General features: G+C 41.3%; 21 protein-coding genes. 6 read left to right on the top strand and 15 right to left on the bottom strand.

All coding sequences use genetic code 11. The features are described 5' to 3' along the window. Positions 1–3 precede the first annotated feature (3 nt). The 6 genes from ACYH0O_RS02035 to ACYH0O_RS02010 all read right to left on the bottom strand — a co-directional run bounded on the left by ACYH0O_RS02035 (position 4) and on the right by ACYH0O_RS02010 (position 5,580). On the bottom strand, positions 4–2,193 hold the full coding sequence (locus ACYH0O_RS02035; RefSeq protein ID WP_482630921.1) for a beta-propeller domain-containing protein: 2,190 nt from the start codon (positions 2,191–2,193) through the stop codon (positions 4–6). Between the two features lie 161 nt (positions 2,194–2,354). Then, positions 2,355–2,810: a threonine/serine exporter family protein gene (locus ACYH0O_RS02030; protein WP_044339076.1), complete on the bottom strand. Its 456-nt coding sequence runs from the start codon at positions 2,808–2,810 to the stop codon at positions 2,355–2,357. 46 nt (positions 2,811–2,856) lie between these two features. Beyond that, entirely contained in the window at positions 2,857–3,618 is a 762-nt protein-coding gene (locus ACYH0O_RS02025; RefSeq protein ID WP_482630920.1) for a threonine/serine exporter family protein, read from the bottom strand. Positions 3,619–3,787: 169 nt separating this feature from the next. Further along, positions 3,788–4,378, bottom strand: a complete 591-nt coding sequence (locus ACYH0O_RS02020) for a DedA family protein (protein ID WP_482630919.1) — start codon at positions 4,376–4,378, stop codon at positions 3,788–3,790. A gap of 257 nt (positions 4,379–4,635) precedes the next feature. Next, positions 4,636–4,935 (bottom strand): hypothetical protein, encoded by a 300-nt coding sequence (locus ACYH0O_RS02015; protein ID WP_149154511.1) that lies wholly within the window; start codon positions 4,933–4,935, stop codon positions 4,636–4,638. Between the two features lie 318 nt (positions 4,936–5,253). Beyond that, positions 5,254–5,580 (bottom strand): thioredoxin family protein, encoded by a 327-nt coding sequence (locus ACYH0O_RS02010; protein ID WP_482630918.1) that lies wholly within the window; start codon positions 5,578–5,580, stop codon positions 5,254–5,256. 127 nt (positions 5,581–5,707) lie between these two features. Here ACYH0O_RS02010 and ACYH0O_RS02005 point away from each other — a divergent pair, with 127 nt between their 5' ends. Then, positions 5,708–6,031 (top strand): YflT domain-containing protein, encoded by a 324-nt coding sequence (locus ACYH0O_RS02005; RefSeq protein WP_482630917.1) that lies wholly within the window; start codon positions 5,708–5,710, stop codon positions 6,029–6,031. Positions 6,032–6,067: 36 nt separating this feature from the next. Here the strand turns inward: ACYH0O_RS02005 and ACYH0O_RS02000 are convergent, their stop codons facing one another. The 4 genes from ACYH0O_RS02000 to ACYH0O_RS01985 form a co-directional block, all read right to left on the bottom strand. Further along, positions 6,068–6,610 (bottom strand): histidine phosphatase family protein, encoded by a 543-nt coding sequence (locus ACYH0O_RS02000; RefSeq protein WP_482630916.1) that lies wholly within the window; start codon positions 6,608–6,610, stop codon positions 6,068–6,070. 79 nt (positions 6,611–6,689) lie between these two features. Next, positions 6,690–7,505 carry a ZIP family metal transporter gene (locus ACYH0O_RS01995; RefSeq protein WP_149154515.1) on the bottom strand — a complete coding sequence of 272 codons (816 nt, stop codon included), beginning with the start codon at positions 7,503–7,505 and terminating at the stop codon, positions 6,690–6,692. A 655-nt stretch (positions 7,506–8,160) separates the two neighbouring features. Beyond that, positions 8,161–9,783 carry a hypothetical protein gene (locus ACYH0O_RS01990; protein WP_482630915.1) on the bottom strand — a complete coding sequence of 541 codons (1,623 nt, stop codon included), beginning with the start codon at positions 9,781–9,783 and terminating at the stop codon, positions 8,161–8,163. Positions 9,784–9,785: 2 nt separating this feature from the next. Beyond that, positions 9,786–10,571, bottom strand: coding sequence for an ABC transporter ATP-binding protein (locus ACYH0O_RS01985; RefSeq protein ID WP_482630914.1), 786 nt, complete (start codon positions 10,569–10,571; stop codon positions 9,786–9,788). A gap of 220 nt (positions 10,572–10,791) precedes the next feature. Between ACYH0O_RS01985 and ACYH0O_RS01980 the strand changes: the two genes are divergently transcribed. Genes ACYH0O_RS01980 through ACYH0O_RS01965 form a run of 4 tightly spaced genes read left to right on the top strand, consistent with a single transcriptional unit; the run spans position 10,792 to position 14,570 of the window. After that, on the top strand, positions 10,792–11,187 hold the full coding sequence (locus ACYH0O_RS01980) for a GntR family transcriptional regulator (protein WP_149154517.1): 396 nt from the start codon (positions 10,792–10,794) through the stop codon (positions 11,185–11,187). Then, a complete protein-coding gene (locus ACYH0O_RS01975) occupies positions 11,174–12,076 on the top strand; it encodes an ABC transporter ATP-binding protein (RefSeq protein ID WP_482630913.1) in 903 nt (300 codons plus the stop codon). The genes ACYH0O_RS01980 and ACYH0O_RS01975 overlap by 14 nt, the downstream gene beginning before the upstream one ends. After that, positions 12,048–14,015 carry a DUF6449 domain-containing protein gene (locus tag ACYH0O_RS01970; RefSeq protein WP_482630912.1) on the top strand — a complete coding sequence of 656 codons (1,968 nt, stop codon included), beginning with the start codon at positions 12,048–12,050 and terminating at the stop codon, positions 14,013–14,015. Before ACYH0O_RS01975 ends, ACYH0O_RS01970 begins: the two co-directional genes overlap by 29 nt. 24 nt (positions 14,016–14,039) lie before the next feature. Further along, complete coding sequence (locus ACYH0O_RS01965) at positions 14,040–14,570, top strand: RNA polymerase sigma factor (protein WP_482630911.1); 531 nt, start codon at positions 14,040–14,042, stop codon at positions 14,568–14,570. A gap of 108 nt (positions 14,571–14,678) precedes the next feature. Here ACYH0O_RS01965 and ACYH0O_RS01960 read toward each other — a convergent pair whose 3' ends face one another. The 3 genes from ACYH0O_RS01960 to ACYH0O_RS01950 form a co-directional block, all read right to left on the bottom strand. Beyond that, positions 14,679–15,401 carry an amino acid ABC transporter ATP-binding protein gene (locus ACYH0O_RS01960; RefSeq protein WP_149154520.1) on the bottom strand — a complete coding sequence of 241 codons (723 nt, stop codon included), beginning with the start codon at positions 15,399–15,401 and terminating at the stop codon, positions 14,679–14,681. Further along, complete coding sequence (locus ACYH0O_RS01955; protein WP_188048384.1) at positions 15,398–16,054, bottom strand: amino acid ABC transporter permease; 657 nt, start codon at positions 16,052–16,054, stop codon at positions 15,398–15,400. Before ACYH0O_RS01955 ends, ACYH0O_RS01960 begins: the two co-directional genes overlap by 4 nt. 155 nt (positions 16,055–16,209) lie before the next feature. Next, positions 16,210–17,019: a basic amino acid ABC transporter substrate-binding protein gene (locus ACYH0O_RS01950; RefSeq protein ID WP_482632477.1), complete on the bottom strand. Its 810-nt coding sequence runs from the start codon at positions 17,017–17,019 to the stop codon at positions 16,210–16,212. Between the two features lie 258 nt (positions 17,020–17,277). Here ACYH0O_RS01950 and ACYH0O_RS01945 point away from each other — a divergent pair, with 258 nt between their 5' ends. Further along, the gene (locus ACYH0O_RS01945; protein WP_482630910.1) at positions 17,278–18,141 is read left to right on the top strand and encodes an STAS domain-containing protein; all 864 of its coding nucleotides are present in this window, start codon (positions 17,278–17,280) and stop codon (positions 18,139–18,141) included. A 73-nt stretch (positions 18,142–18,214) separates the two neighbouring features. Here the strand turns inward: ACYH0O_RS01945 and ACYH0O_RS01940 are convergent, their stop codons facing one another. Beyond that, positions 18,215–20,959: a GTP-binding protein gene (locus ACYH0O_RS01940; RefSeq protein ID WP_482630909.1), complete on the bottom strand. Its 2,745-nt coding sequence runs from the start codon at positions 20,957–20,959 to the stop codon at positions 18,215–18,217. A 247-nt stretch (positions 20,960–21,206) separates the two neighbouring features. Next, positions 21,207–22,400, bottom strand: coding sequence for an MFS transporter (locus tag ACYH0O_RS01935; RefSeq protein WP_262481609.1), 1,194 nt, complete (start codon positions 22,398–22,400; stop codon positions 21,207–21,209). Positions 22,401–22,748: the final 348 nt, after the last annotated feature.

The following is a 22,748-nucleotide window of genomic DNA, read 5'->3' as shown; positions in this document are numbered from 1 at the left end:
TCATCATGGGAGATCAATCGCGTTTTCTTTTTTAAAATCGTCTAAAGAGTAAGCAGTCACTCTCTTATGTGATACCGTATAAAGCTGATTATCAATATATAGGAGTCTTTGAATCTGATCTTCCCACTGTTCGTAATATTCTTTGCTTTTGTTTTCTTCTTCTTTGAGCTGAGACTTTAGAACGATTCCTTTTTCAGGTGTGATTTCATAAAGGAGGGCACCTTGATAGTCAAAATCCAGTTCATGCCTGCCATCCTCTTTTTCATGATAAACAGAAATGGGAAAGCCATATAGATTTCTTGAAGGTTCATGCAGCAATGCTTTGTGATCGTCCAGCAAATAAGAGTGAGTACCCGCACCCCCTATTATTTCAGTGTCCGTTTCCTTTGGATGCTGAAAGTCTGTAATATCAAATAATGAAACCTTCATTCCCTGTCGAACGATTCTGGGTTCCTCATTGGCTGCTTTGTCATCATCCACCACTTTCGTATCAAACCCAAACCCGATGAGGTGATGCTCGTCTATAGGGTGAAGATAGGTGCTGAAACCTGGAATTTTCAGCTCCCCTAAAACCTTTGGAGCTTTCGGATCTGCCGTATCGATGACAAAAAGGGGATCGACCTGTTTAAAGGTCACCATATATGCCTTATCTCCCATAAACCTGACAGAATAGATTTGTTCTCCCCGGGCTAAATTCGTTACTTCACCAACATTTTTCATGTTTTCATCTAAAATATAGAGAGCATTGGATGAAGGTGAATCACTGTTCCATACCGCTCCTTTTGTCGTTGCAATCCGAAAGTAACCTTTATGTTCATCCATGGAAAATTGATTTAACGCTCTTCCTTCTACGTGGCCTGATGAAGCATATTCAATCTTTCCATCACTTACGGAAAATTTATAAATCTCCGTGTTTGAAGAGGTCGAGCTTTTCATAGCATCTTCATTATATTTTTCTACAGCCACATAAAGATTTTTTTTGGACATATACACTTTATCGCCGCTTCCAAGATAGGATTGAACGTTTAGAGAAGCCTTAGGATCATCCATATTCATTGCCGTCAATAAGGTATAGTTGGGGGACTGGGACTGTGGAAAATACTTAATATTTTCTATTGGAAGTGGTGTCGTTTCATCACCTGTTAAACTATCTTTCACCCGGGGTCTCAGATCAGGATCCCCCCCCTGTTCAAGCATCCAGTAGTTTGGATACAGATTCGAAATCAAATATACATTGGAATCAATCTTCCTGGACGTTACATATTGACCTTCAAGCTCAACATGCCTGAGAAGAGATGGTTTTGCTTTGTCCGAGATATCATACAGAAGCGCAACGGTCGTCCCGTCTACAGGCATAGTGGAAGCAATTGATTCTTGTTTATCCCCTTGAAAATGGGCAGGCGACCAGCTATTCCCTATGACGAGCAGCTTATCCTTCTGTAAAAACAGATGATGGGGCTGCATATTTTCTTTAAAGCTGGTAGAAGATACTACTTTCATTTCCTTCACGGGATTTGCCACTGTAATCAGCAGCCTGCGGTCCGTTAATTGGTAAATATAACTTCCATCAGTCTTCACTATATCCCCTTCGTCAACTCCTTGAACCTGATTATTTGTTTCAGAAAAATTGGATTCCGATTTAGACGACTCTCGAGCTGCACTATCTTCCGATGACTTGGACTCCATATTTCCTTCTCTTCCGAACAGAGAAAACTCTGTATCTTCCTTATTTTCCTTTAAAATTCGTTTAATATATTTCGTTAGTTCTTCCTTAGATTGAATACTGGGTAGTGTAGAGGTTACAGAAAAGGGTATTTCTGTATCTCCGTCATAAGAAAAACCCCATTTGGTTTTCACTTTCGGAGAGATATGAAGTGTATACTGGTGTGGATTAGAAGGATACCCTTCTGGCGGTGCTTGAATTTGCAGGGTCTTTCGATTTTCATTCAACTTGAAGGAGACATTGATCCTCTCTCCATTGGAATCTTCTACATAAATGTTCTGAGCCGTCACCGTTTCCTTGTTCAGTGCAGTTGAAAATTGCAGATTCCATGAGTTATTCTCCATCACTAGAAGATCCCCATCCATCTTTCCCTCGGCCTTCACTACAGGTCTTTGACTATACGCAAACGTTCCTAGTGCCACCAACAGCACAATACCAGTAATAATGAGCAAAAACGATTTCTTACTCATGTATGACCCTCCTCTATTTCTTATTTGTTGATTAGACGTTCTGGAAGGGGAAATGTTACATGGGGTGCGGAGTTTGCAGGGGGATTCATTACGTCCAACTTTGTTTCTATGCTCTGCTGAAGCCAATAAAAAAAGACCTCACAAAAGTAAGGTCCGTCCCTCTATCTCATTCGCCTTGCGCTTACGTTCAGGCGTGCGTTTCGGATGACTTGGTTGATGACTTCCGAGAAGATGAGTCCGATGGCGATAGAGCCTGAAATCATGAAGGCTTTTGCTGCCAGGTTGATGGCAGCATTGTAATCATTTTGAACGAAGTTTCTCATGGCATCGTACGCGAGTCCTCCAGGTACAAGGGGTATAATGCCTGCTACAGAGAAGATGATGACCGGGGTTCTATACATTTTTGCAAATACCTGACTGATCACAGCAACGACAAAGGATGCAAGTAACGTCGCAAGCACCGCATCCGCGTCATTTAAACTCATTCCTATGTAGATGATCCAGCCTAACATTCCAACAATTCCGCATTTGAAAAGGGACTGCTTTGGAGCGTTGAAGATAATCCCGAATGCAGCAGCGGATATGAAGCTGGTCACTAATTGTTCGATGATGAGCATTCCCTTTTCACCTCAATCTTTTTTCCTAATACTAAACAAAGTCATCCTATGTCAGAGTGAATACTACGGCAATACCCGTCCCGATGGCAAACGCCGTTAAAAAGGCCTCCGCTCCCTTCGATAAACCCGACACCAAATGCCCTGCCATCAAATCCCGGACGGCATTTGTGATAAGGAGCCCAGGAACCAGTGGCATCACCGATCCAATAATAATCTTATCCAGTTCCTGTCCTACTCCAAGCTGGACGAATCCATAGGAAAGCATACCGATAATAAAGGAAGCAAGAAACTCGGCAAAGAATTTGATCGGAACGAGGCGATGAAAATAAATCAGGCTCGTAAATCCGACTCCGCCCGTGATCAGTGCCGGAATGAAGTCATTCCACATTCCCTGGAACATGATGAGAAAGCAGCCACTGGCAATCGAAGCAGCCAATACCTGAATCACAAAGGAGTATGATAGATCTGATTGATCCAGTTTCTCCAGGGCATTGTAGGCTTCTTCAAGGGTTAGGTGCCCCTTACTGATTTGCCTTGAAATACTATTCACGAGGGTTACTTTTTCTAGATCAGTCGATCGCTCGTTTATTCGAATCAGCTTCGTTTTCGTTGGTTCAGACGTTTCAATCGAGAAGATGATCCCGGTAGGCGTCACATAACTGTGAGATTCTGAAATCCCATAAGAAGCAGCGATGCGCATCATCGTATCCTCAACGCGATACGTCTCTGCACCACTTTGCAACATGATCTTCCCCGCCAGCAAGCTGACCTCCATAATGTCATATCTTCTTATCATTTTTGCTTCCATACGATCTCTCCACACGTGCTATTTTTTGAATAGGTCTAGTTTATAGGAAAGAAGGGGTGTAAGCAATGAGGAACGGGTTGATTTTACGTAGATTTAATCTGTGTAGAGGTTTTATGGGGGAATTTTTGAGCAACTGTCGAATAAGCTCCAGTCTCCGAATCTTTACTGATCATCCTCCTACTCCCTTTTCTCTCTTCCTTTTAAAGAGAATGTACAAAACAGTGACCAGCACAAACCCTGTCAGGACCAGCAGTTGATATTCTTCTACCATCCCGAGAATCACTTCTCTATCACCCTCATAGAACTTGCCTATACTTAAGAATAAAAAGGTAGACGGAGCAATCCCCAGCATAGTAAGGAGAGAATACACTTTCAGATTCATTTTTGCCATGCCAGCCATGAAGGGAATGACGTTTCCTAAATGAAGGGGGCTTGCGATCGCTACGCTCCAGATTCCGTATCGGCTGAACTTTTCCTGCGCTTCTTTCAGCTTCTTCCGTTTTTCAGGGTTGAGCTTTGCCTCAAGCTTCGCACCTAATTTAAAGCTGATAAAATAAGGAATATAGCTCCCCGCTGTATAAAGAAAGCTTCCTAACAGAGAAATGACTCCTATCTCCATCCACGTTAATTGTAGAATAAATCCCATTGTTACGATAAAAAAAGTGCCCACAAAAGGGAAAGCACTTCCTTCAATAAATAGAGAAAGCAATACACCCCATATCCCCCACTCTGCCGAATAATTTGCCATAATTTCTTCCATCAAGGTCACTCCTATATGAACGAATACCTTAAGTATAAAAAAATCGCCATCATGCAAACAGAAGCCGTAGAAGTAATTGCTTCTAAGACCTGGGGTGTATTTTCTTCATATAAAAAAGACCAGTCTCTTTATAGGAGCGGGTCCGGATGATCTATGATGCCTTCTATCAAATTCTGTTTTTTTATGTTCAAACCTTTTTATGTTTTATAAACGAAAAAGGATTTTAATAGATAAGAAGGTAACTCTTTCAGACTAGATTAAGGTGACTCATTAAGAGGATCGTGAAGTATGATGACAGGCATTGACTTTGGGGTAACCATGAATCCGTAGATTTTTCCATCCTTGTCCTTATATGCTACAGAATAATCTCCAAACTGGGGTGAGAATTCGACGTTCTGGTATTCGAGGTCAAGATCTTTATACTTAAGGCTCACATACAGATTGGTGGCGATTCTTGCGGTCAGGTGTTGCACACTGGAAATCCGGTTGGCTACTATTATGAGGATGATTGCTAAACCAAGTAACATGACTTTCTTTGTTCCAGACAATCTGATCATTCATCAAGCCCCCTTTTATTTCTTCACGACTACTATACTCCTATACTCTCTATTATATACCTATTCACTGAACCATGACAAAAGAGCTACTTTTTTAGCAGCTTGATGGCCCGATGATGCCTTCCCCCCTTAACTTTAAATATTAGTCGCTTCACTAACTCCAAAGGTTTCAATTTTCCCCAATAAAAAAGAGCCGTTTCAAAACAGCTCATAATTTTAGATTTCTTTTCCTATGAAGGAAAAATCAAGTCTTAAACAAACGTTTACTCCTTTCTACCTTGTCAAATCAACAACATTCACTCTTAATCAAACGTTTGTTTAGTTGTCTAACATCTTCACCAGACGAGTCATTTGGCTATGTAATTCGTCAATTGGAACGAACCGGGCCTTCCTGAACATTTCTTTTCCATCTACAAAAACGATGACGACCGGGACAGTGAAGATGGAGAATTCACCAGCTATTTCTGGTATTTCTTCTGCATCCGCATGAACGGACCTCACATCTTGAAACTCTTCCAATACCCCTTTCACTTGTGGCAATAGAGCGTGACAGACAGAGCAATTGGGTCTTGAAATGTATAGTAAACTTAGCTTTTCTGCAGCAAGTGTAGTATTGATGGATTCTAAAGAATGAACCTCTTCCATATCTTGAGATCTCCTTTCTTTGATTTCACATTACTAATAGGTATACCCACATCTCCATAGGTTTACCACTGGGAACCCGCGGGAAAAGATAAACGACAAAACAATTTGAATGATGGAGGAGATTGAAATGAAACCGACTGTGAAGGAATTTTATGACGATAAGGAATTAATTACAGAAGTTAAAAAGCTTTCTTCTCAAGGTGTGGACAAACATAATCTTTATGTATTATCCCATGATGATGACCGGACGGACAGAGTAGCTGATCGCGCTGACGCCAATGAAATTGGTGTAAAGGAAACAGGCATAGGGACTGCATTAGGGAACATGATTTTGAAAAAAGGCGACGAACTCCGGAACAAGCTGATGGAAGTTGGATTTTCTCACGAAGAAGCGGATCAGTACGAAGAAAAGCTCGATGAAGGAAAGATATTATTGATTGTTAAAAACTGACCTAATAGAAAAATGACTTAGGATGATTCCCAGGAATCATCCTTTTTTGTCTTTAAAAACATATAGCTTCCCGTTTGCCGGCCTTCTAAACTTAGGGCCTCTAAAACCTCGTTTAATCAGCTCTTTTCTCATAAATATCATAATCCCGCCATGGCCTACAATGAGAACGTCCTCACCCTCTTGTATGATCGCATCGACAATCCCGTTGATTCTTTTAAGGATCTCCTTCTTACTTTCAGGCTGAGAACGATGATTAAACCACCAGGCTACCCTGATCATAAACAAATGTAAAAACAGCGGAAGCTTTCTTTTGTAACTGAATAAGGGAGATAGTCTGATTTCCCGCAGTTCCTTCAACGATACGATATCCCCGGCATAGACTTTTCGAGCAGTTACTTCTGCCCTGGTTAAGTCACTTGCATAGCACTTCTTCCATTCAATATCATGAAGATCAACCTCATTCTCTTCTACATCAGACTCATCGTACTCTTCTACCCATTTCATTAGTTCTTCGGATGTCACAAATCTATCAGGATATCCTCTTGTTACTCTAAAATGCCTCACTAGACCAATCTTCACACTTTCGCCCCCTTTACTACCATTATACTATCTTTAGAAATAAAAAAAGCATGCGCTCTAAGCCGCATGCTTACTTTTATTAACCTAACGATACGTCTAGAATCATCATCACTACAAATCCAAGCATGAGCCCCAGTGTGGCCAAGTCTGTACTTCCAGAGGATTGAGACTCTGGGATCAGTTCTTCTACTACCACGAAAATCATTGCCCCTGCAGCAAAAGCAAGTGCGTAAGGAAGCAATGGCTGTACTAATAGGACAGCAGCTGCACCAATTACGGCAGCAATGGGTTCAACGATGGCTGAAAGCTGACCATAGTTGAAGGATCTCAGACGTGACATCCCTTCTCCGCGCAATGGAATGGACAGGGCTGCACCTTCAGGCATGTTCTGTATGCCAATTCCGATTGCAAGCCCAATTGCCCCTACCAATGTTGCGTCACCAAGTCCCATTGACGCAGCCCCAAAAGCCACACCTATGGCTAAACCTTCAGGGATGTTATGAAGGGTGATCGCAAGAAATAGTAAGGTTGATTTTTTAAATTTAGTAGGAGGTCCCTCGGCTTTTTCCGCTGAGTTCCCGAGATGCAAATGAGGTACAACAAAATCCAATAATCTAATAAAAAGGCCGCCAAGTAAAAAACCAATAGCAGGGGCGAGCCAAGGAATCTGACCATTTTGCTCACTGAACTCTATCGACGGAGCAAGAAGTGACCAAAACGATGCCGCTATCATGACACCAGCGGCAAACCCGAGCATCATATTCAATGTATGTTTTTCAATTTTGGTAAAGAAAAAAACCGCGGCTGCTCCAAGTGCAGTCAGTCCCCAAGTGACCAGACCACCGAATAGCGCCTGCACAGTTGGATTAAATCCACTTAACCAGTCTATAAACATACGAACCACTCTCCTCCGACCAACAATTTTGAATACTACCATCTTGCATCAAGAAAACTTTCTTTGTCAAAGGAAATGTCATACTACCTATTTAATAGCCCATCATCTTTCTATATATGTCATTCATATCAAATTGTGTACATCATTTATACTTCCAAACTCCCATACAAGGTATACCTAAAGCGGAGGCGGCTCGTTTAGCCCCGACAAGCATAAGATGAATGGGCCTAGAAGGCACGGCCATTGCCTTCTTGGACCATTTAGCTTATGACCTCGAGGGGCTAGCCGCCGGAGCTGGATGAAACCTAAAGCGGAGGCGGCTCGTTCAGAGGCGACAAGCATAAGACAAACAGGCCAGAAAGGCGCTCTTGGCCTTTTTGGCCTGTTTGTCTTATGACCTCGAGCCTCTAGCCGCCGGAGCTGGATGAACCTAAAGCGGAGGCGGCTCGTTCAGCCCCGACAAGCATAAGATGAATGGGCCTAGAAGGCGCGCTCTTTGCCTTCTTGGACCATTTAGCTTATGACCTCGAGGGGCTAGCCGCCGGAGCTGGATGAAACCTAAAGCGGAGGCGGCTCGTTCAGCCCCGAAAAGCATAAGACAAACATACCATGACAAAAAACGTCCCTACCTAAAAAAAAGACAGAGACGTACTTCTTATTGATCCCTAATGGCTGTTTTCCATAAGATCAGATTGACGACTAATAATATGACGAGATAGCCAGGGATACCGAACGGAACCTGCAGAGCCAGGTAGTGCAGACCCAAAAACACACCCACGATAAGATAGAACGGCAGGACCTTCCAGCTGTCGCTTTGCTGGACGCCTTCGAAGCTTTCGGAAAAAGGCAGTGCTCCCCTCATTAAGCTGAGACAGATAACAGTAAATATACAGGCACTAATAAAGACGATAACAATCTCAGGGATCACCCGGTAACCAAATAGAATGATAAAGACAATACTTATCAAGGCATACAAAGGAAGGAACAGCTTCATAAGGAATGCTTTCAATGTCCCTTTGTAGATGGAAGCCCTGCTAGAAACAGGTGCTACTTTGTAAACCCACGATCCCTTGAATTTCCCTGAATAGCTGAGCATCATCACTACAGTGGGAATGACAATGAAGCTTGAATAAATGGATAGATACATACTTGAAGTCAATAATTCTTCCCTCGATCCGTCCATTAACCCACTGAAGATGAATATAAACGGCATGATAATGGCAAATCCAAGGGCAGGATACACCTTTAACTTAAATTCCCTTTCATTTTTCATCATATAATGGGCCAATCGATAAAACGCCCGTTCTTCGTTCGACTTGGACAATACCTTTATGATACCATCCCCGAGTCGGAAATAAGCTTTCTTCTTTTTACCGCCATGTGAAGATAATTTCTGAAGATTCTTCTCAAAGGTCGGCAATGATTTCACGTAAACGATAAGGGCAATGATTGGGAATAGGACCGCGATACATGAAAGAATCAGGATCATCACGTGGTGGTTACCGTTCAGCATCCATTCAAACGGCGCTGCGAACCAGATAGGAGGCAGAAAGATATTCCACCACTTGGGTGTAAAAGAAATCGTTAAATCGACAAATTCAAAAGATCGTGCCACAATCTGGTATCCCACTGCAAGTCCGATGGATAATCCGATCTGAACATAGTTGATGATGTCTTTCAGCTTTTCCCCATCGAAGTATTGGAGAATGAAATAATAGAGCATGGCCGTAAACACCACAATGAGTATGTTCATCAGAATGATCCCTGAGAAGAATAGTAAAAAGAATGAAAGACCATGATTGATCACCCCTACAACCAAAGGAATCGCTGTCAAAGAACCTGTCAGGAAAAACAGATAAATAAATACGTGAAGCGTTTTAGCCAGGCTGATGGTTTTTCTTTCGACAGGCTTGGTAAAGAGAATCGTATGGTCCCGGATGTCCAGGATGACGACTGAGAAATCCGAAATCATGGAGGTCATCACGATGAAAATGAGCACGGTAAAGGTGATACTCATTTGAAAGATGTATTGATCTCCCATCAGAATGAAGGGAATGACGAATAATCCAAACAAAGCATACACCCAAAGGGATTTAATAAAGCGATTCTCATCCTTCCCCTTCTTCCTTCCCTGCTGCTGAAAGATCGTAGGCACGCGCCTTTGATCCATCGTAAGTTTGACTTGAAGTATTTTTCTCAATAACCGGTAATCGAATCCAAGCCTTGTAAACAACCCTTGAAACCAGTCCAGAAACAGAAGTGTACGAAATTCCTTCATGCTTACATCTCTTGCACAGCAGAAACAATTTCCGCTGCCGTTTCCTTATGTTCATTAAATCCGGTTAATTGATTGAAGATTTCCTCAAGGGATCCTTCCATATTCTGATTCTTTAATTCTTCAAAGCTTCCATCTGCCACGATTTGTCCGTTATGCAGAAGAACGATGCGGTTGCTGATTTTTTCCACAACATCCATGATGTGAGAGGAATAGAATATGGTTTTCCCCTGCGCGGCAAGCTGGGCGAGCAGCTCTTTGAAAATCATAACCGAATTGGCATCCAACCCGTTGATGGGCTCATCCAGAAATAATACATCGGGATTATGTAATAAACTCGAGATGATCAGGATTTTCTGCTTCATCCCTTTTGAATAAGACGCGATCCTCGACTCATATACTTCGGAAAGTCCAAACAATCCGATGAGTTTCTCCGCTTTCTTCTTGGCTGTTTCATTTTCCATTCCATATAACTCCCCCATGAAAGTGAGGTATTCTTCTGCTGTCAGGTTATCATAAAGATCCGCCATCTCAGGCACATAGCCGATCCGTATCTTGTATTCTACGGAACTGGTAGATATATCTTCACCAAATAGCGTCACCTGCCCCGAATATTCTTCTTCAAGGCCAAGGATGATCTTGACGGTCGTACTTTTCCCTGCACCATTCGGACCAATATAACCGATGATCTGTCCTTTATACACATCCAGCTGGACACCCTTTAACACTTCCTTGCTCCCAAATCTCTTCTTCAAATCCTTGATCGATAATATCGGTTCTCGCACTTCCATATGAATCCCCTTTTTTCTTTAGATATGCCTATATGCTAACATAAATTCCATTATATGGTCAGATGATAATGGAATTTACCCGCTTTACCTTCCTATTCTTTGCGCTGCATCCCCTTCCGAAATAATTTTCATTTCCCCACTTCCCAAACTGGTAGAACTTGTTATATACTTTAACTGTATTAAGACACATAGTACACTTTATACAGTTGGGAGGGTGGATATGTTTGAACTTGATTTAAGAAGTCGAAAGCCCATTTATGAACAATTAGTCGAGAAATTAAAAGAGTTAATCATTAATGAGGTGTTGAAGCCTGACGAACAATTGCCTTCCGTTCGTGCCTTGGCTCAGCAGCTAACCATAAATCCAAACACAATCCAAAAAGCTTATAGGGAACTTGAAACTCAAAGGTTCATTTATTCTGTGAAAGGACGGGGTAGCTTTGTTAATCCATCAAGTCACATTCAAAACGCGGAGAAAATCATGAAAGTAAAAGAAGAGTTGTCTAAACTTTTGTCTGAAGCTCTATATTTAGGGATCACGCCTGAAGATTTAAAGCAGATGATTGCTGACATCGAGGCATCTGTAGGAGGGAATCAATCTGATGATAGAGATTAAAACATTAAGTAAATCCTTTGAAGGTACTAAAATCATTCATGACGTTTCCTTCTCTGTTCAAAAAGGATCGATCTATGGACTGCTCGGATCGAATGGTGCAGGAAAGACGACACTACTCAAATCCATTTCTGGAGTTCTGAAGCCCGAAAGCGGTGACATTTATTTAAAAGATCAACCGGTCTATGAAAATGTCCAAACGAAAGAAACCCTGGTATTCATTCCTGATCAACCGTTTTTCTTCGCTCACTATACCTTAAATCAAATGGCAAAATTTTATCAAAGCACCTATACCCGTTGGGGTGAGCATCAATATAAATCTCTTACCGGCCTATTTGGGATAGATCCTCACAAAAAGCTTCATAAGTTTTCGAAAGGCGTCCAACGTCAAGCAGCTTTCATTCTTGCATTATCCACTCAACCGGAAGTGCTCATTCTGGACGAACCCCTTGACGGATTAGACCCTGTCGTTCGTAAGAAGGTAAAAAGCGTACTGATCACAGAAGTTGCCAACCGGGAGATGACTATACTTATATCCTCTCATAACCTGCGTGAAGTGGAAGATATGTGTGATCATATCGGAATTTTGCATCAAGGGAGATTTTTACTGGAGAAAGAGCTTGATGATTTGAAATCCGGGATTCATAAGGTTCAGTTGGCCTTCAAAGGCGAGACGCCTCAGAATCTCTTTACCGAGCTTGACCTTCTGCACGAAGAGACCAGGGGAAGCGTATCCCTCTGCATCGTAAGGGGTGACGAACAACATGTGAGAAGCATGATCCAGCCTTATCATCCGGTGATTTTTGATATGTTACCGCTGACCCTTGAGGAAATATTTGTTTATGAAATGGAGGACGTCGGATATGCCATCCAAAACATCATGGATCAATAAGGAAGTCATCATTCAAAGCCTTCGGAATGTTGGGTGGATAGGGATCGTTTATTTTATCGGACTTCTCTTTTCTTTGCCGGTTGACATTATCGGTAAATTATCCAACGACAATCAGCCCTATCCAGTTGCCATTTACGAGAACCTATTTAAAATGCAATACCCGATCCAAATGGGTTTGATGCTGTTCGTTCCAGTCATCTTATCCCTTTTCCTTTTCCGTTATTTACATGTAAAGCAGGCTGCAGACTTTATGCATAGCCTTCCGCTGAAACGAAGCAAATTGTTTTACCATTTTACCGTTACAGGATTTGTCATTCTCATCATACCAATTGTACTGAATACAGCGATTTTACTTTCCCTTTATTCATTAACGGATCTTCATCAATTTATTAGTGTTCAAGACATTTTCATATGGTGCGGCATCACGATCATTATGAACACCCTTCTGTTCACAGCCGCTACCTTTGTGGCCATGATAACGGGACTAACAGCTGTACAAGGAGTAATGACTTACATCCTGCTCTTATTACCGGCTGGAATGTTTATGCTCGTATGCTTTAGCTTAAAAAATCTATTATATGGATTTCCAGAGGAGTATTTCTTCAATATCCAAATTGAACAATATTCCCCAGTCATCAAGGCCGTATATCTTGAGAATAAAATCTTTTCCGGATTAGATGTGACATTATTCATAGCTATCACTCTCCTACTCTATGTTTTATCGTATGTATTATATAAAACGAGAAAAGTAGAAGCAGCATCACTTGCCATTGTATTTCCTGTCCTCCGACCCCTGTTCAAATATGGAGTCGCTTTCTGTTTCATGCTCGTTGGCGGTATGTACTTTAATGGAATCTATCAAGAGTCGGGATGGACCTTATTCGGCTATTTTATAGGTTCATTCATTGGCTATTATCTTGCAGAAATGGTTTTACAAAAACATTGGAGAGTGTTCCGTCATTGGAAGGGCTTTGCCGGGTTTGCCGTGGTCATCTCTCTTATCGGTTTATTCATTCAGTTCGACTTATTCCAATATGAAAAGAAGATTCCTGAATTTGAAGATGTAGAAAAAGTGCATGTAAGCCCAAGCTACTATTCCTTGACAGACAATCCGGAATCACTCATTGAAGAACCATTTATAAGCGAAGCTAAAACAATTGAAGCGGTTCTGGACCTTCATGAGGAAATCGTTAACAACCAAGATCAGAATGAATTTCTCCCTGACGGTAGCGAGCAAATCTTTTTCTATTACAAGATGAAAAATGGCAGTAAGCTGGTGAGGAACTACCAAGTGAATATAGACGATTTCAAATCCCAGTATGCTTCACTTTATGAAATGAAAAATTATAAAGAAACGACGGAGCAAATCTTCTCCGTTGATTCAAGCAAAGTAGACAAACTATCTATTTATTCTGATTTGGGGAATAGACAGAGTATAAGTATTGTCGATCCGGTACAAATCAATGAAGCCATCGGGATTTTAACAGAAGAAACCTATAATGATACGTTTGAAGATCGCGACAGAGTGAACCTTTATAACGTTGAATTACTTCTTTCAGAGAATCAGTGGATCCATGTAGGGGTACGTAATAACGATAAGAAATTCGAATCTTGGCTACAGGAGAATGGATACCTTGAAGATATAAGGGTGACTACTGACGTTGAGTGGATGTACGTGATCGATCAAGAGCGTTACCGTAACCGTCTGTTCAACGACATGGATCCAGATGCCGCAGCCCTGGAGTTAAAGAAAGAAAGCAAAGGGATCGAAATAACGGATTCCAAACACTTAGAAGCCATCATGGATCAATTAGTATACAACCAGATGACCAATGAATATATGGTGATCATCAAGTATAAAACCCACGGAAATGTCGAAGTGCGAGGATTAAAGGCTAAAGATACACCTTCATTCCTGAAGAGTAAAACGGACAATTGACAATAGAAAGTCGAGGTGAACCACATGGACACATTACAAATGCAAACATCTCCTCTCACGTTAGAGGAGATGTTTGAACAACTTCATAAACTGATTTACCATATCGCTTATACTATTACAAAGGATGCACATCTATCACAGGATATCGTTCAAGAAACCTTTCTCAAAGCCTACATCAAGATGGATACTTTACTCGATGTGACGAAAACAAAGTCCTGGCTCACTTCTATCGCAAGATGTACAGCAATCGATTTCATCCGAAAAGAATCGAAACGCAATGAAGTCTATTTGGAAGATGATGAAGAGGTTCAATCAATACAGGATTATAACCCTCTGGAAATGGAAATTGAAGCACGGTTTCTTAAGAGCAGCATTCAGGAAAATATTAAGAGGCTGCCACTGTCTCAGCAGGAAGTCATGTCATTGAAAGTGACACAGGATCTTAGTGATGGGGAGATTGCTTTAAAGCTAAACCTCTCTCCTTCCACCGTCAAAACCCGTTTTCACCGGGCAAGGAAGCAGCTGTATTCGATCGTTTATGCACAGACTGCATAGGAAAAGGAGCCTTGTTTAAGGGCTCCTTTTGTCATTCTTGTAATAGTTGAATATAAACAAAACAAGATCATTTGCGTTTGAAAGACTATGTAACTTACAATGCCTCCATTATAGCACTTTACTTAAAAACGCCTGGGTTCTTTCATGTCTCGGATTACCAAAAAGCTCAGACGGCAGGTTTTCTTCCACGATATACCCTCCGTCCATAAAGATGACACGATCCCCGACTTCTCTTGCGAATCCCATTTCATGGGTTACGACCACCATGGTCATACCTTCCTTCGCCAGTTGTTTCATTACCTCCAGCACCTCTCCTACCATTTCAGGATCAAGGGCTGAAGTAGGCTCGTCGAACAGCATGATTTCAGGCTCCATGGCAAGTGCCCGTGCAATGGCGACCCGCTGTTTCTGCCCTCCTGATAAGGAGTCTGGGTACACATAAGCCTTTTCAGATAGCCCCACCTTTTCAAGTAGTTCCAATGCTTTCTGCTCCGCTTTATTCTTTTGCCACTTCCTTACCTTCATCGGTGAGAGCATAATGTTCTGAATCACCGTCTTATGAGGGAACAGATTAAATTGTTGAAAAACCATTCCCACATCGGTTCGGACCTTATTGATGTCTGTTTGTTTGGCAGTTATATCCCGGTCTTTAATATAAACATGACCATCGGTAATCGATTCTAAAAGGTTCAAACAACGCAGAAACGTTGATTTTCCTGAACCCGATGGCCCTATTACTACAACTACTTCTTGTGGTTCGATATTGACGTTAATATCTTTCAATACTTCTAATTTTCCAAAGGACTTCTTAAGATTCACTGCTTTAATCATTCGGTTGCCATCCTCCGCTCAATATAGTTTAGTAGATACGTAAGGGATAGAGTAAGGATTAAATATATGATAGCGACTGCCAGGTACGGTTCCCATACACGATAATATTGCCCCTGCATGGCCCTGCCCCAGTACATAAGCTCTGGAGCAGCAATGACCGCTGCCAGGGAAGAGTCTTTCAGTAACACGATAAACTCATTTCCAAGTGGTGGAATCATCCGCTTGAATGCTTGAGGGATAATGATATGCCTCATCGCCTGGATATTGGTCATTCCCAAAGATCTGGCCGCTTCCATCTGACCCCGGTCAATGGATTGAATGCCCCCACGGAAGATTTCGGCGATATACGCAGTGGCATTCAACGATAATGCCACTAATGCAGACACTGCCGGATTAATTTCCGACATGATCATTGGCATCACACCAAAGTGAATGAGTAGAATCTGTACGAATAATGGCGTTCCTCTAAAAAAGTTTATGTACCAAATGAAAGGTGTTCGAACTAGGAGGTAAGGGGAAATTCTGAATATCCCCATCAGCAGTCCGAAGATTAAGCCTAAAAAGATTGCTCCCACCGATAAACCGATTGTTAATAGTGCTCCCTTTAGAAAAAAAGGTAAGTATTCCCCAATAATGTCCCATCTGAAATCCAGCATATCATAACTCCTTTTGTCTCGGTAACGGCGTTATCCCGCTTGCCTTTTCAATAGTAGTGATTAGATTCATATAAAAGGGGCAGGTGAAGAAGGAACAATCCTCTTTAAAATCAATAAAGAAAATCATCCCTTTCACTACGCCCCTTGTTCCCTTATTCTGCTTGTTCTAATAAAGCGTCAGTGTTCGGTTCTGTACCAAACCATTCTTTATAAATATCAGCATATGTTCCATTTTCAATCACTTCTTTTACCGCTTTATCAAATTCAGACTTCAACTCACTGTCTTTCGGAAACATTAAGCCATAAAATTCAGATTCGAAGTTTTCCGGATCTTCTACTGTATTGAAATTGTCATCCGGATTGTTTTTCACATATTCATTTACAACCGTATTATCTGTTACAACAGCATCGACTTGACCTTGCTTTAATGCCGTAATGGCTACTACATTGTTTTCGTATTTAGAGATATCAGGGCTGTTCTGCCCAACTATTTTCTCAGCTGCCGCCTGACCTGTCGTTCCATTTTGAACCCCGATCTTCAGGCCTTTCAGGTCCTGGGCACTTTTGATATCCACACCTTCGCCAAACATGATCATGTGAGTGGATTCAAAGTAAGGATTGGAAAAATCAAACGTTTCTTTACGATCATCATTGATGGTGATCCCGGAAATCCCCATATCGACTTCCTTGCCGCCTTGAACTGCTGCAAATAACGGATCCCATCCAATGTTCTTCACTTCGTACTCATAACCGGCTTCTTTCATAACGGCCTCTAAAAAATCAATATCAAATCCGACAATTTCCCCTTTATCCATATATTCAAATGGAGCAAAGGCTGCATCGGTTCCCACTACAAGCTTTTCTTTTTTATCTCCGCTTGCTTCTTCACTTCCACAGGCAGTCATGATTGCCGCCATTCCAATCATTAATACTAGAAATAATCCTCTTACTTTCTTCTTCATCATTGGCCCCCCTAAATTGTTTGTATTTTCTAATAATTATAATTATACATATATTTTACTAGAAAACCAATAAATTTTAGAATATTACTAGTATTCAGACTAATCCTTATCTACTAGTATGGATTTTTTTGTGTATTTTTTGCATACCAAAAGAAGTATTTAATTTATTTGTTTTTTTGTCATTTCAACCTTTAACATTGACAGTCCCTTCTATTGGTTTCAGAATAAGAGTATAAGCCAAGTTTAAAGGGAGAGTTTATGGATACACATTCGTCTGATTTATATGAATACTTAGTTGATCATGCCTTAGATTTCACTGAAGACTGGTTGAAGTTCCAGAATATAAAATCCGGATCTCACTATTCTCCTGATTCTCCGACAGAGGTACACAACAAAATAAAAGAACAAAATTCTAATTATGTGAAGATCATCGCCAAATGTCTGTTACTTTCTCAAGGAGAGTCAAAGGAATTGATATATAACTGGACTTCACAAACAGCTGCAGATCGAAGTAAATCCAATACGACTCTCGATGAGGTTGTTCGTAACTCAAGTGTGTTCAGAAGAGTGTATTGGACGTATGTCGAAAAGTTTGTGGAAGAATCGAACGTAAACATCCAGTTGAAAGAAGTATTTGAGTGGGAACGAAAGATCAATTTCGCATTGGATTATGTGTTAGAAACGTTCACTTCCACGTTCCTGAACATATTAATGAATCGACTCCAAGCACAGTCTACCCTGATTAAGGAATTAAGTACGCCTGTCATTTCTTTAACTTCTGAGGTTGGACTCCTTCCCATCATTGGAGAAATCGATACGACACGTGCCCGTACGATATTAGAAGCAACCCTTCAACAAAGTGCCGATGCCCATTTATCCATGTTGATCATCGACTTATCCGGTGTGGTATTGGTTGATACCATGGTCGCTCAGCAAATCTTCCATCTCATCGATGCCTTAAAACTACTTGGAGTAAAGAGTGTCATCACAGGGATTCGTCCGGAAGTAGCCCAGACAGCCATCCATTTAGGATTGGATTTCTCCAATATCCATACTGAAAATTCCCTTGAGCGGATCATCGCTGATGTGATTCAGGAAAATAGCAAATTTTTGCAGGTGTAGGAAGATGGACGCAAAATAAAAAGACTGATTCTCGCGGGGCAACCACCCCTACTCTAGAATCAGTCTTTTTTTATTAAGAATAATGATGAGAAGCTTTATAACTCGCTTTCACCATATATTCATGCTGAAGCAGTTTCACTTCGAATAAAGTGATCGGGTCGAAATATCGCTCCGGATTTGCTTTCATTTTCTTTAGCGTTTCTTTGTCGCTTGCAATATCTGTTTCTGTATCTTTAATCGTGACGTCCAATTGTTTAAATGGCTCTGCGAAGAAAGAGTGAACATCCTGTTGCAATGATTTTTCGAACAAATCAAACTGAAGGAAGAATTTACTCACGACAGATGCCGTGATATCCTGATAATCTTCGTTCTCTAAATAGCGCTTGTATTGATTGTAGAGTAACGACTTATTCTGAGGTAATACACCTAACAGCTTCCCGGCACTCTTTAATAGGAACTGAGCCGGATTAAAGCGCAATAGAATATTCTCTTTATCAATCTGGGCTCTCGTGCCCATTCTGCTTACATCCCGGCGCCAGTCGTCCATTACTTGGAAATCACATTGCAATACGACTTTATCCTTACCGAATAACTCGTTGAAGGTTTCACTCATCTCATTTAAATAGTTCTGGCTGTCTTGAAGCTCTTGCTTTGAAAAGCCAAGCCACTCCTCAAGAGATTTGACATAACGGGGCATGAGATCATCTTGGATATACCCTTGAATTCGCGTATTCATCGCTTCATTTAACTCTGTATGGATCTGTTTGAAATCACTTTCTTCACTGATCAGATCAGAACAGCCGCTAAGGATACTAGGAATTTTCTCAGAGATTTCCTTCTTCATCGCTTCTTTCTTTTTATGGAAAGAATCCTTAATGACTGATACCTTATCGCTCTGCATGTCACTCAAGTAGTTTTCAAACCCGTTCAATCGTGTCAGGATATCTTCATTCTTCTCGATTGTCTCTTTCAATTCATTTTCACGATTCTTACGTTTTAAGTAAAGATCTCTTAATGTTTTTCTGACCAGGTAAAATAATTTGGCTCCACGTTCCGCTTTGAGCACGTTTCCATTCACCAAGTACTGTTTCTTTAGGAAGGACTGAACATCCTGTCGTTGCAGATGAACGGCTTCCAAGGATGAATATGGTAACACCTCTGCTTCCGGGAACCATTCCCGGGCTTTGTTTCGGGCTGATTCAATGATCTCTTCTGTACGGTCGGAATGAGATACTTTATCCATCTTATTTAATAAGAAATGTACGTTCACAGGTTGTCCGATTTCCGTTAATTTTCTTAAGGTTTGTCTGTCCTCTGCATTAAACGGGGCATCGGCATTCAAGACATACAGTAATCCATCAGCTACAGGATAAAAGGCTGTTAGATCATCCAGATGCCTTTGGCCGTTTTGAACATCAATAATGGCACTTCCATTTTTCTTAAGAAACTCAGACGGGAGCTTATATTCTACGAATGCTTCTCTTTGCATCAGCTCTTCAAAATCAGCGATGCTCTCTACTTTATGAACTCCATGATCGTGAATTTCCTTCACTTCTACCTGCTGATCATGATAGCTATATATGATGGTGGAGTCTTCAGCCTCGCCGACGCTCTCACCTAAAACAGATTGAACGAAGGAAGACTTTCCGCTTGAGCCACTCCCTGCGACTAATAAGTGGTGTTCACTCAAATCCATTAACTGCTCTGCAATCCATTTTGTTTTATAACCTACAGAAGCATCATTTCGTTGTGACCAATCAATAATTTTATTTAAGAACAGAATAATGTCTTCGAAGCGGGCTTGATAGGAGTCTCCTTCCAGCAGGATCATTTCCGCCTCATCCGTCACCATCTGTTCTATGCTGTAAGAAAAGACATCATTCCAGGCTAATACGGCAGCTGCCGGGAAAAGTGGTTGATGATCCCTGCTCACTTTCAGCCAGTTGCTCAGCATGCTTGGCATAAAGCCTTCAAGGTCTTTCACTAAGTAGTTGCCTTCAAGGAACCCTACGTATGCTTCTTGGAATTGGGATAGGATGTCCTCCCATGATTCGTTCGGGAGTATTTCTACATATTCAAAGATTGTATTGACCGTCAGCATCCATTCAATATGGGCGACCGGATTGCTTCTGTAACTTGTCCAAAGAGAAGACACGAGGTCCTTAAATTGTTGACGGTCCTTTTCATAAACCGCAATCAATAAATCGTAGAAATAGGTAGGCGCAAAGGATGTTGTGAAACCTTGATCCCCATACTCCCTCAGAATCATGAACCAAGCAGGATCCTGGGTACGGATCGATTCCTGAACCGCGAGTTCCACGGCTTTATTCCAGTCCTCTTGTTCTTCATAAAAAGCCCGGGCGAGTTCAGTTACGTTGGGATAATCAGGATCGATCGTCAAGGCTTTGTCAATGGTACGATAAGCTGACTGGATCTTATTTCGTTCGGTATAAAGAGAGAATAGCTGCAGGGCTACTTCCAGCGTTAAAATCGTGCTTTCCGTTTGAATAGCTGTATAGACATCCTCCGCTGACGATAACAACCCAAGCTCATAGTAAGAATCCGCGATATTCTTCTTTGCCCAAGGTTCTAATTCGTTCTGGATGCTTTCCCATTTAAAAATAGCCGCTTCATAGTCCTTGCTATGAAAATAGACCTCACCCTGAGCATAGCGAATGAACGTTAAATCATACGGCTCATTTTGCTGCTCTTCTACAAAAGCTTGACCAAGCACTTCAATTGGATGACGGTTCGTGTCATAGTCTACTAAAAAAGTTCCATAGAATGACTTTTCCATTAGTAATTTTTCTTCTGTCATAATGTCCTCCGTTATATGTGGATCCCCCTGTTCAAGGAACCTCACAGACTAGTCTATTTCTATCATTCTAACAGAATTTCGTTGGGATAAAATTTCATTTCCTTTTCAATTTCCGATTGATACTTTCTGCCGTGATTCATAGGAATCACTTCCATTACAGAAGAAAGGACTATCCGTTACTAAAGGCGGCATGTGCCTTTAAAAACAGATAGTCCTTTTTACTTACCACCATTGTTCAGCCATCAAACTAGGCGGATGTCTGGTGAACAAACTTTTTTTGTTTGCGCCCTTCCAGTATCGCTACAACTAAAGCAATGAGCAGGAATAAGCTTGAGATTTGGAATAAAACACCCGTATCAACATATTGTGCAAGCACTCCGAATACTAAGCCGCTTAAACCGATTCCAAGATCAATGGAAGAGAAAAACATCCCATTGGCTACTCCCCTTCTATTGTCCGGAGTTAATGACAAAGTCCAGGATTGGAGTGTTGGAATAAGAGATCCAAATCCAACTCCAAACAAAATACCTGATACGATGATGAGGATATCAGAATGAGCATAGGATAATACCCACATACCTATAAACGTAACCACGATACAAAAGAGAACAAGACCCTTAGGTCCGCGTTCATCAAACCATTTCCCGGCAATCGGTCTTGATAGGGATGCCATAATCGCATTACATAAATAGAATAAGAAGATATGCTGGATTCCACGTTCTTCTCCAAAGATGACGATAAAGGTAACGATCGACCCGTAACCAAAGGTCACCATAATCGTAATGAACGCTGGAAACCAGCTGGATTTTTCAACTAATGAACCCAGATAGGAAAACTTCAAGTCTTCCTTTTTCGTTTCTTTGACGACTTGAGGTGTACGGTAATGAACGATTCCTAACAAGATAACCGCGATAACACCCAGTGCACTGGAAGTAATGATCAGGTTTGTGAACGTCGTTACCTGGAATAAATAAATCCCGAGACTCGGAGCTATAATCATTCCAATCGTAATCGACAATCCGTAATACCCCATCCCTTCACCTAAACGTGATTTCGGTACCACATCTACGGCTGCCGTCCCATTTACCGTTGTGGACCAACCCCACGCCAAACCGTGTACAAACCTGAATAAAAGAAAGATGAAGACCACACTGGACAATGGATAAATCACCGTAATCAATAATAACGAGACCCCCCCTATTAGAACGAGAGGTTTCCTATCCCTATACTCCAACATAAACCCAATGAACGGCCTACTTAACACTGCACCTATCGAAAATAATGTTGTCACTAATCCAATTTCCAAACCTGAAGCCCCGATCGACTTTATATAAGGCGGAAGCGTCGGTATCAGCATTTGAAACGACATAAACACAAATAAGTTTCCTACCATCAGCATAATAAAAGACCTCGTCCATAAAGGATCCTTTACCTTATCCATAAGAAAACCTCCTATCTCCATCTATCACTATTCCTCACAATACATTCAGGAGGATAATATTTCGGATTACTAAATAATAGCACATAAAACACAAATGCGATACGATTTACAACCCCTGAAAACATGCTAGTTTTTTACAAATATTGCACAATGAAATTCGAGAAATTTTTATGATTGAATTCAATATCCAGAGGGAAAGTAATACTACCTGATTTTTTGGCTCCTTCTCTCCCCGGCCTTTCAGCGCCCGCTGAAAGGCGAGTGAAACGAACGTTTCACTCGAATGAGCCAAAAAAACAAATACCAAATGGCAAGACGGCACACCATAATTTTTGGTGGAACCATCAA

The organism is Rossellomorea sp. H136, from assembly GCF_056838065.1.
The sequence above is the reverse complement of the archived record's forward strand: the minus strand, read 5'-3'. Positions and strand labels throughout refer to the sequence as shown.

Coding starts and splice junctions, on each gene's coding strand:
- ACYH0O_RS01965 (WP_482630911.1), top strand. CDS start 14,040: ATGGACACATTACAAATGCAAACATCTCCTCTCACGTTAGAGGAGATG.
- ACYH0O_RS01995 (WP_149154515.1), bottom strand. CDS start 7,505: ATGTTTATAGACTGGTTAAGTGGATTTAATCCAACTGTGCAGGCGCTA.
- ACYH0O_RS02025 (WP_482630920.1), bottom strand. CDS start 3,618: ATGGAAGCAAAAATGATAAGAAGATATGACATTATGGAGGTCAGCTTG.
- ACYH0O_RS02035 (WP_482630921.1), bottom strand. CDS start 2,193: ATGAGTAAGAAATCGTTTTTGCTCATTATTACTGGTATTGTGCTGTTG.
- ACYH0O_RS02010 (WP_482630918.1), bottom strand. CDS start 5,580: ATGGAAGAGGTTCATTCTTTAGAATCCATCAATACTACACTTGCTGCA.
- ACYH0O_RS01980 (WP_149154517.1), top strand. CDS start 10,792: ATGTTTGAACTTGATTTAAGAAGTCGAAAGCCCATTTATGAACAATTA.
- ACYH0O_RS01975 (WP_482630913.1), top strand. CDS start 11,174: ATGATAGAGATTAAAACATTAAGTAAATCCTTTGAAGGTACTAAAATC.
- ACYH0O_RS01985 (WP_482630914.1), bottom strand. CDS start 10,571: ATGGAAGTGCGAGAACCGATATTATCGATCAAGGATTTGAAGAAGAGA.
- ACYH0O_RS01970 (WP_482630912.1), top strand. CDS start 12,048: ATGCCATCCAAAACATCATGGATCAATAAGGAAGTCATCATTCAAAGC.
- ACYH0O_RS02005 (WP_482630917.1), top strand. CDS start 5,708: ATGAAACCGACTGTGAAGGAATTTTATGACGATAAGGAATTAATTACA.
- ACYH0O_RS01945 (WP_482630910.1), top strand. CDS start 17,278: ATGGATACACATTCGTCTGATTTATATGAATACTTAGTTGATCATGCC.
- ACYH0O_RS01990 (WP_482630915.1), bottom strand. CDS start 9,783: ATGAAGGAATTTCGTACACTTCTGTTTCTGGACTGGTTTCAAGGGTTG.
- ACYH0O_RS02015 (WP_149154511.1), bottom strand. CDS start 4,935: ATGATCAGATTGTCTGGAACAAAGAAAGTCATGTTACTTGGTTTAGCA.
- ACYH0O_RS01940 (WP_482630909.1), bottom strand. CDS start 20,959: ATGACAGAAGAAAAATTACTAATGGAAAAGTCATTCTATGGAACTTTT.
- ACYH0O_RS01960 (WP_149154520.1), bottom strand. CDS start 15,401: ATGATTAAAGCAGTGAATCTTAAGAAGTCCTTTGGAAAATTAGAAGTA.
- ACYH0O_RS02020 (WP_482630919.1), bottom strand. CDS start 4,378: ATGGAAGAAATTATGGCAAATTATTCGGCAGAGTGGGGGATATGGGGT.
- ACYH0O_RS01950 (WP_482632477.1), bottom strand. CDS start 17,019: ATGAAGAAGAAAGTAAGAGGATTATTTCTAGTATTAATGATTGGAATG.
- ACYH0O_RS02030 (WP_044339076.1), bottom strand. CDS start 2,810: ATGCTCATCATCGAACAATTAGTGACCAGCTTCATATCCGCTGCTGCA.
- ACYH0O_RS01935 (WP_262481609.1), bottom strand. CDS start 22,400: ATGGATAAGGTAAAGGATCCTTTATGGACGAGGTCTTTTATTATGCTG.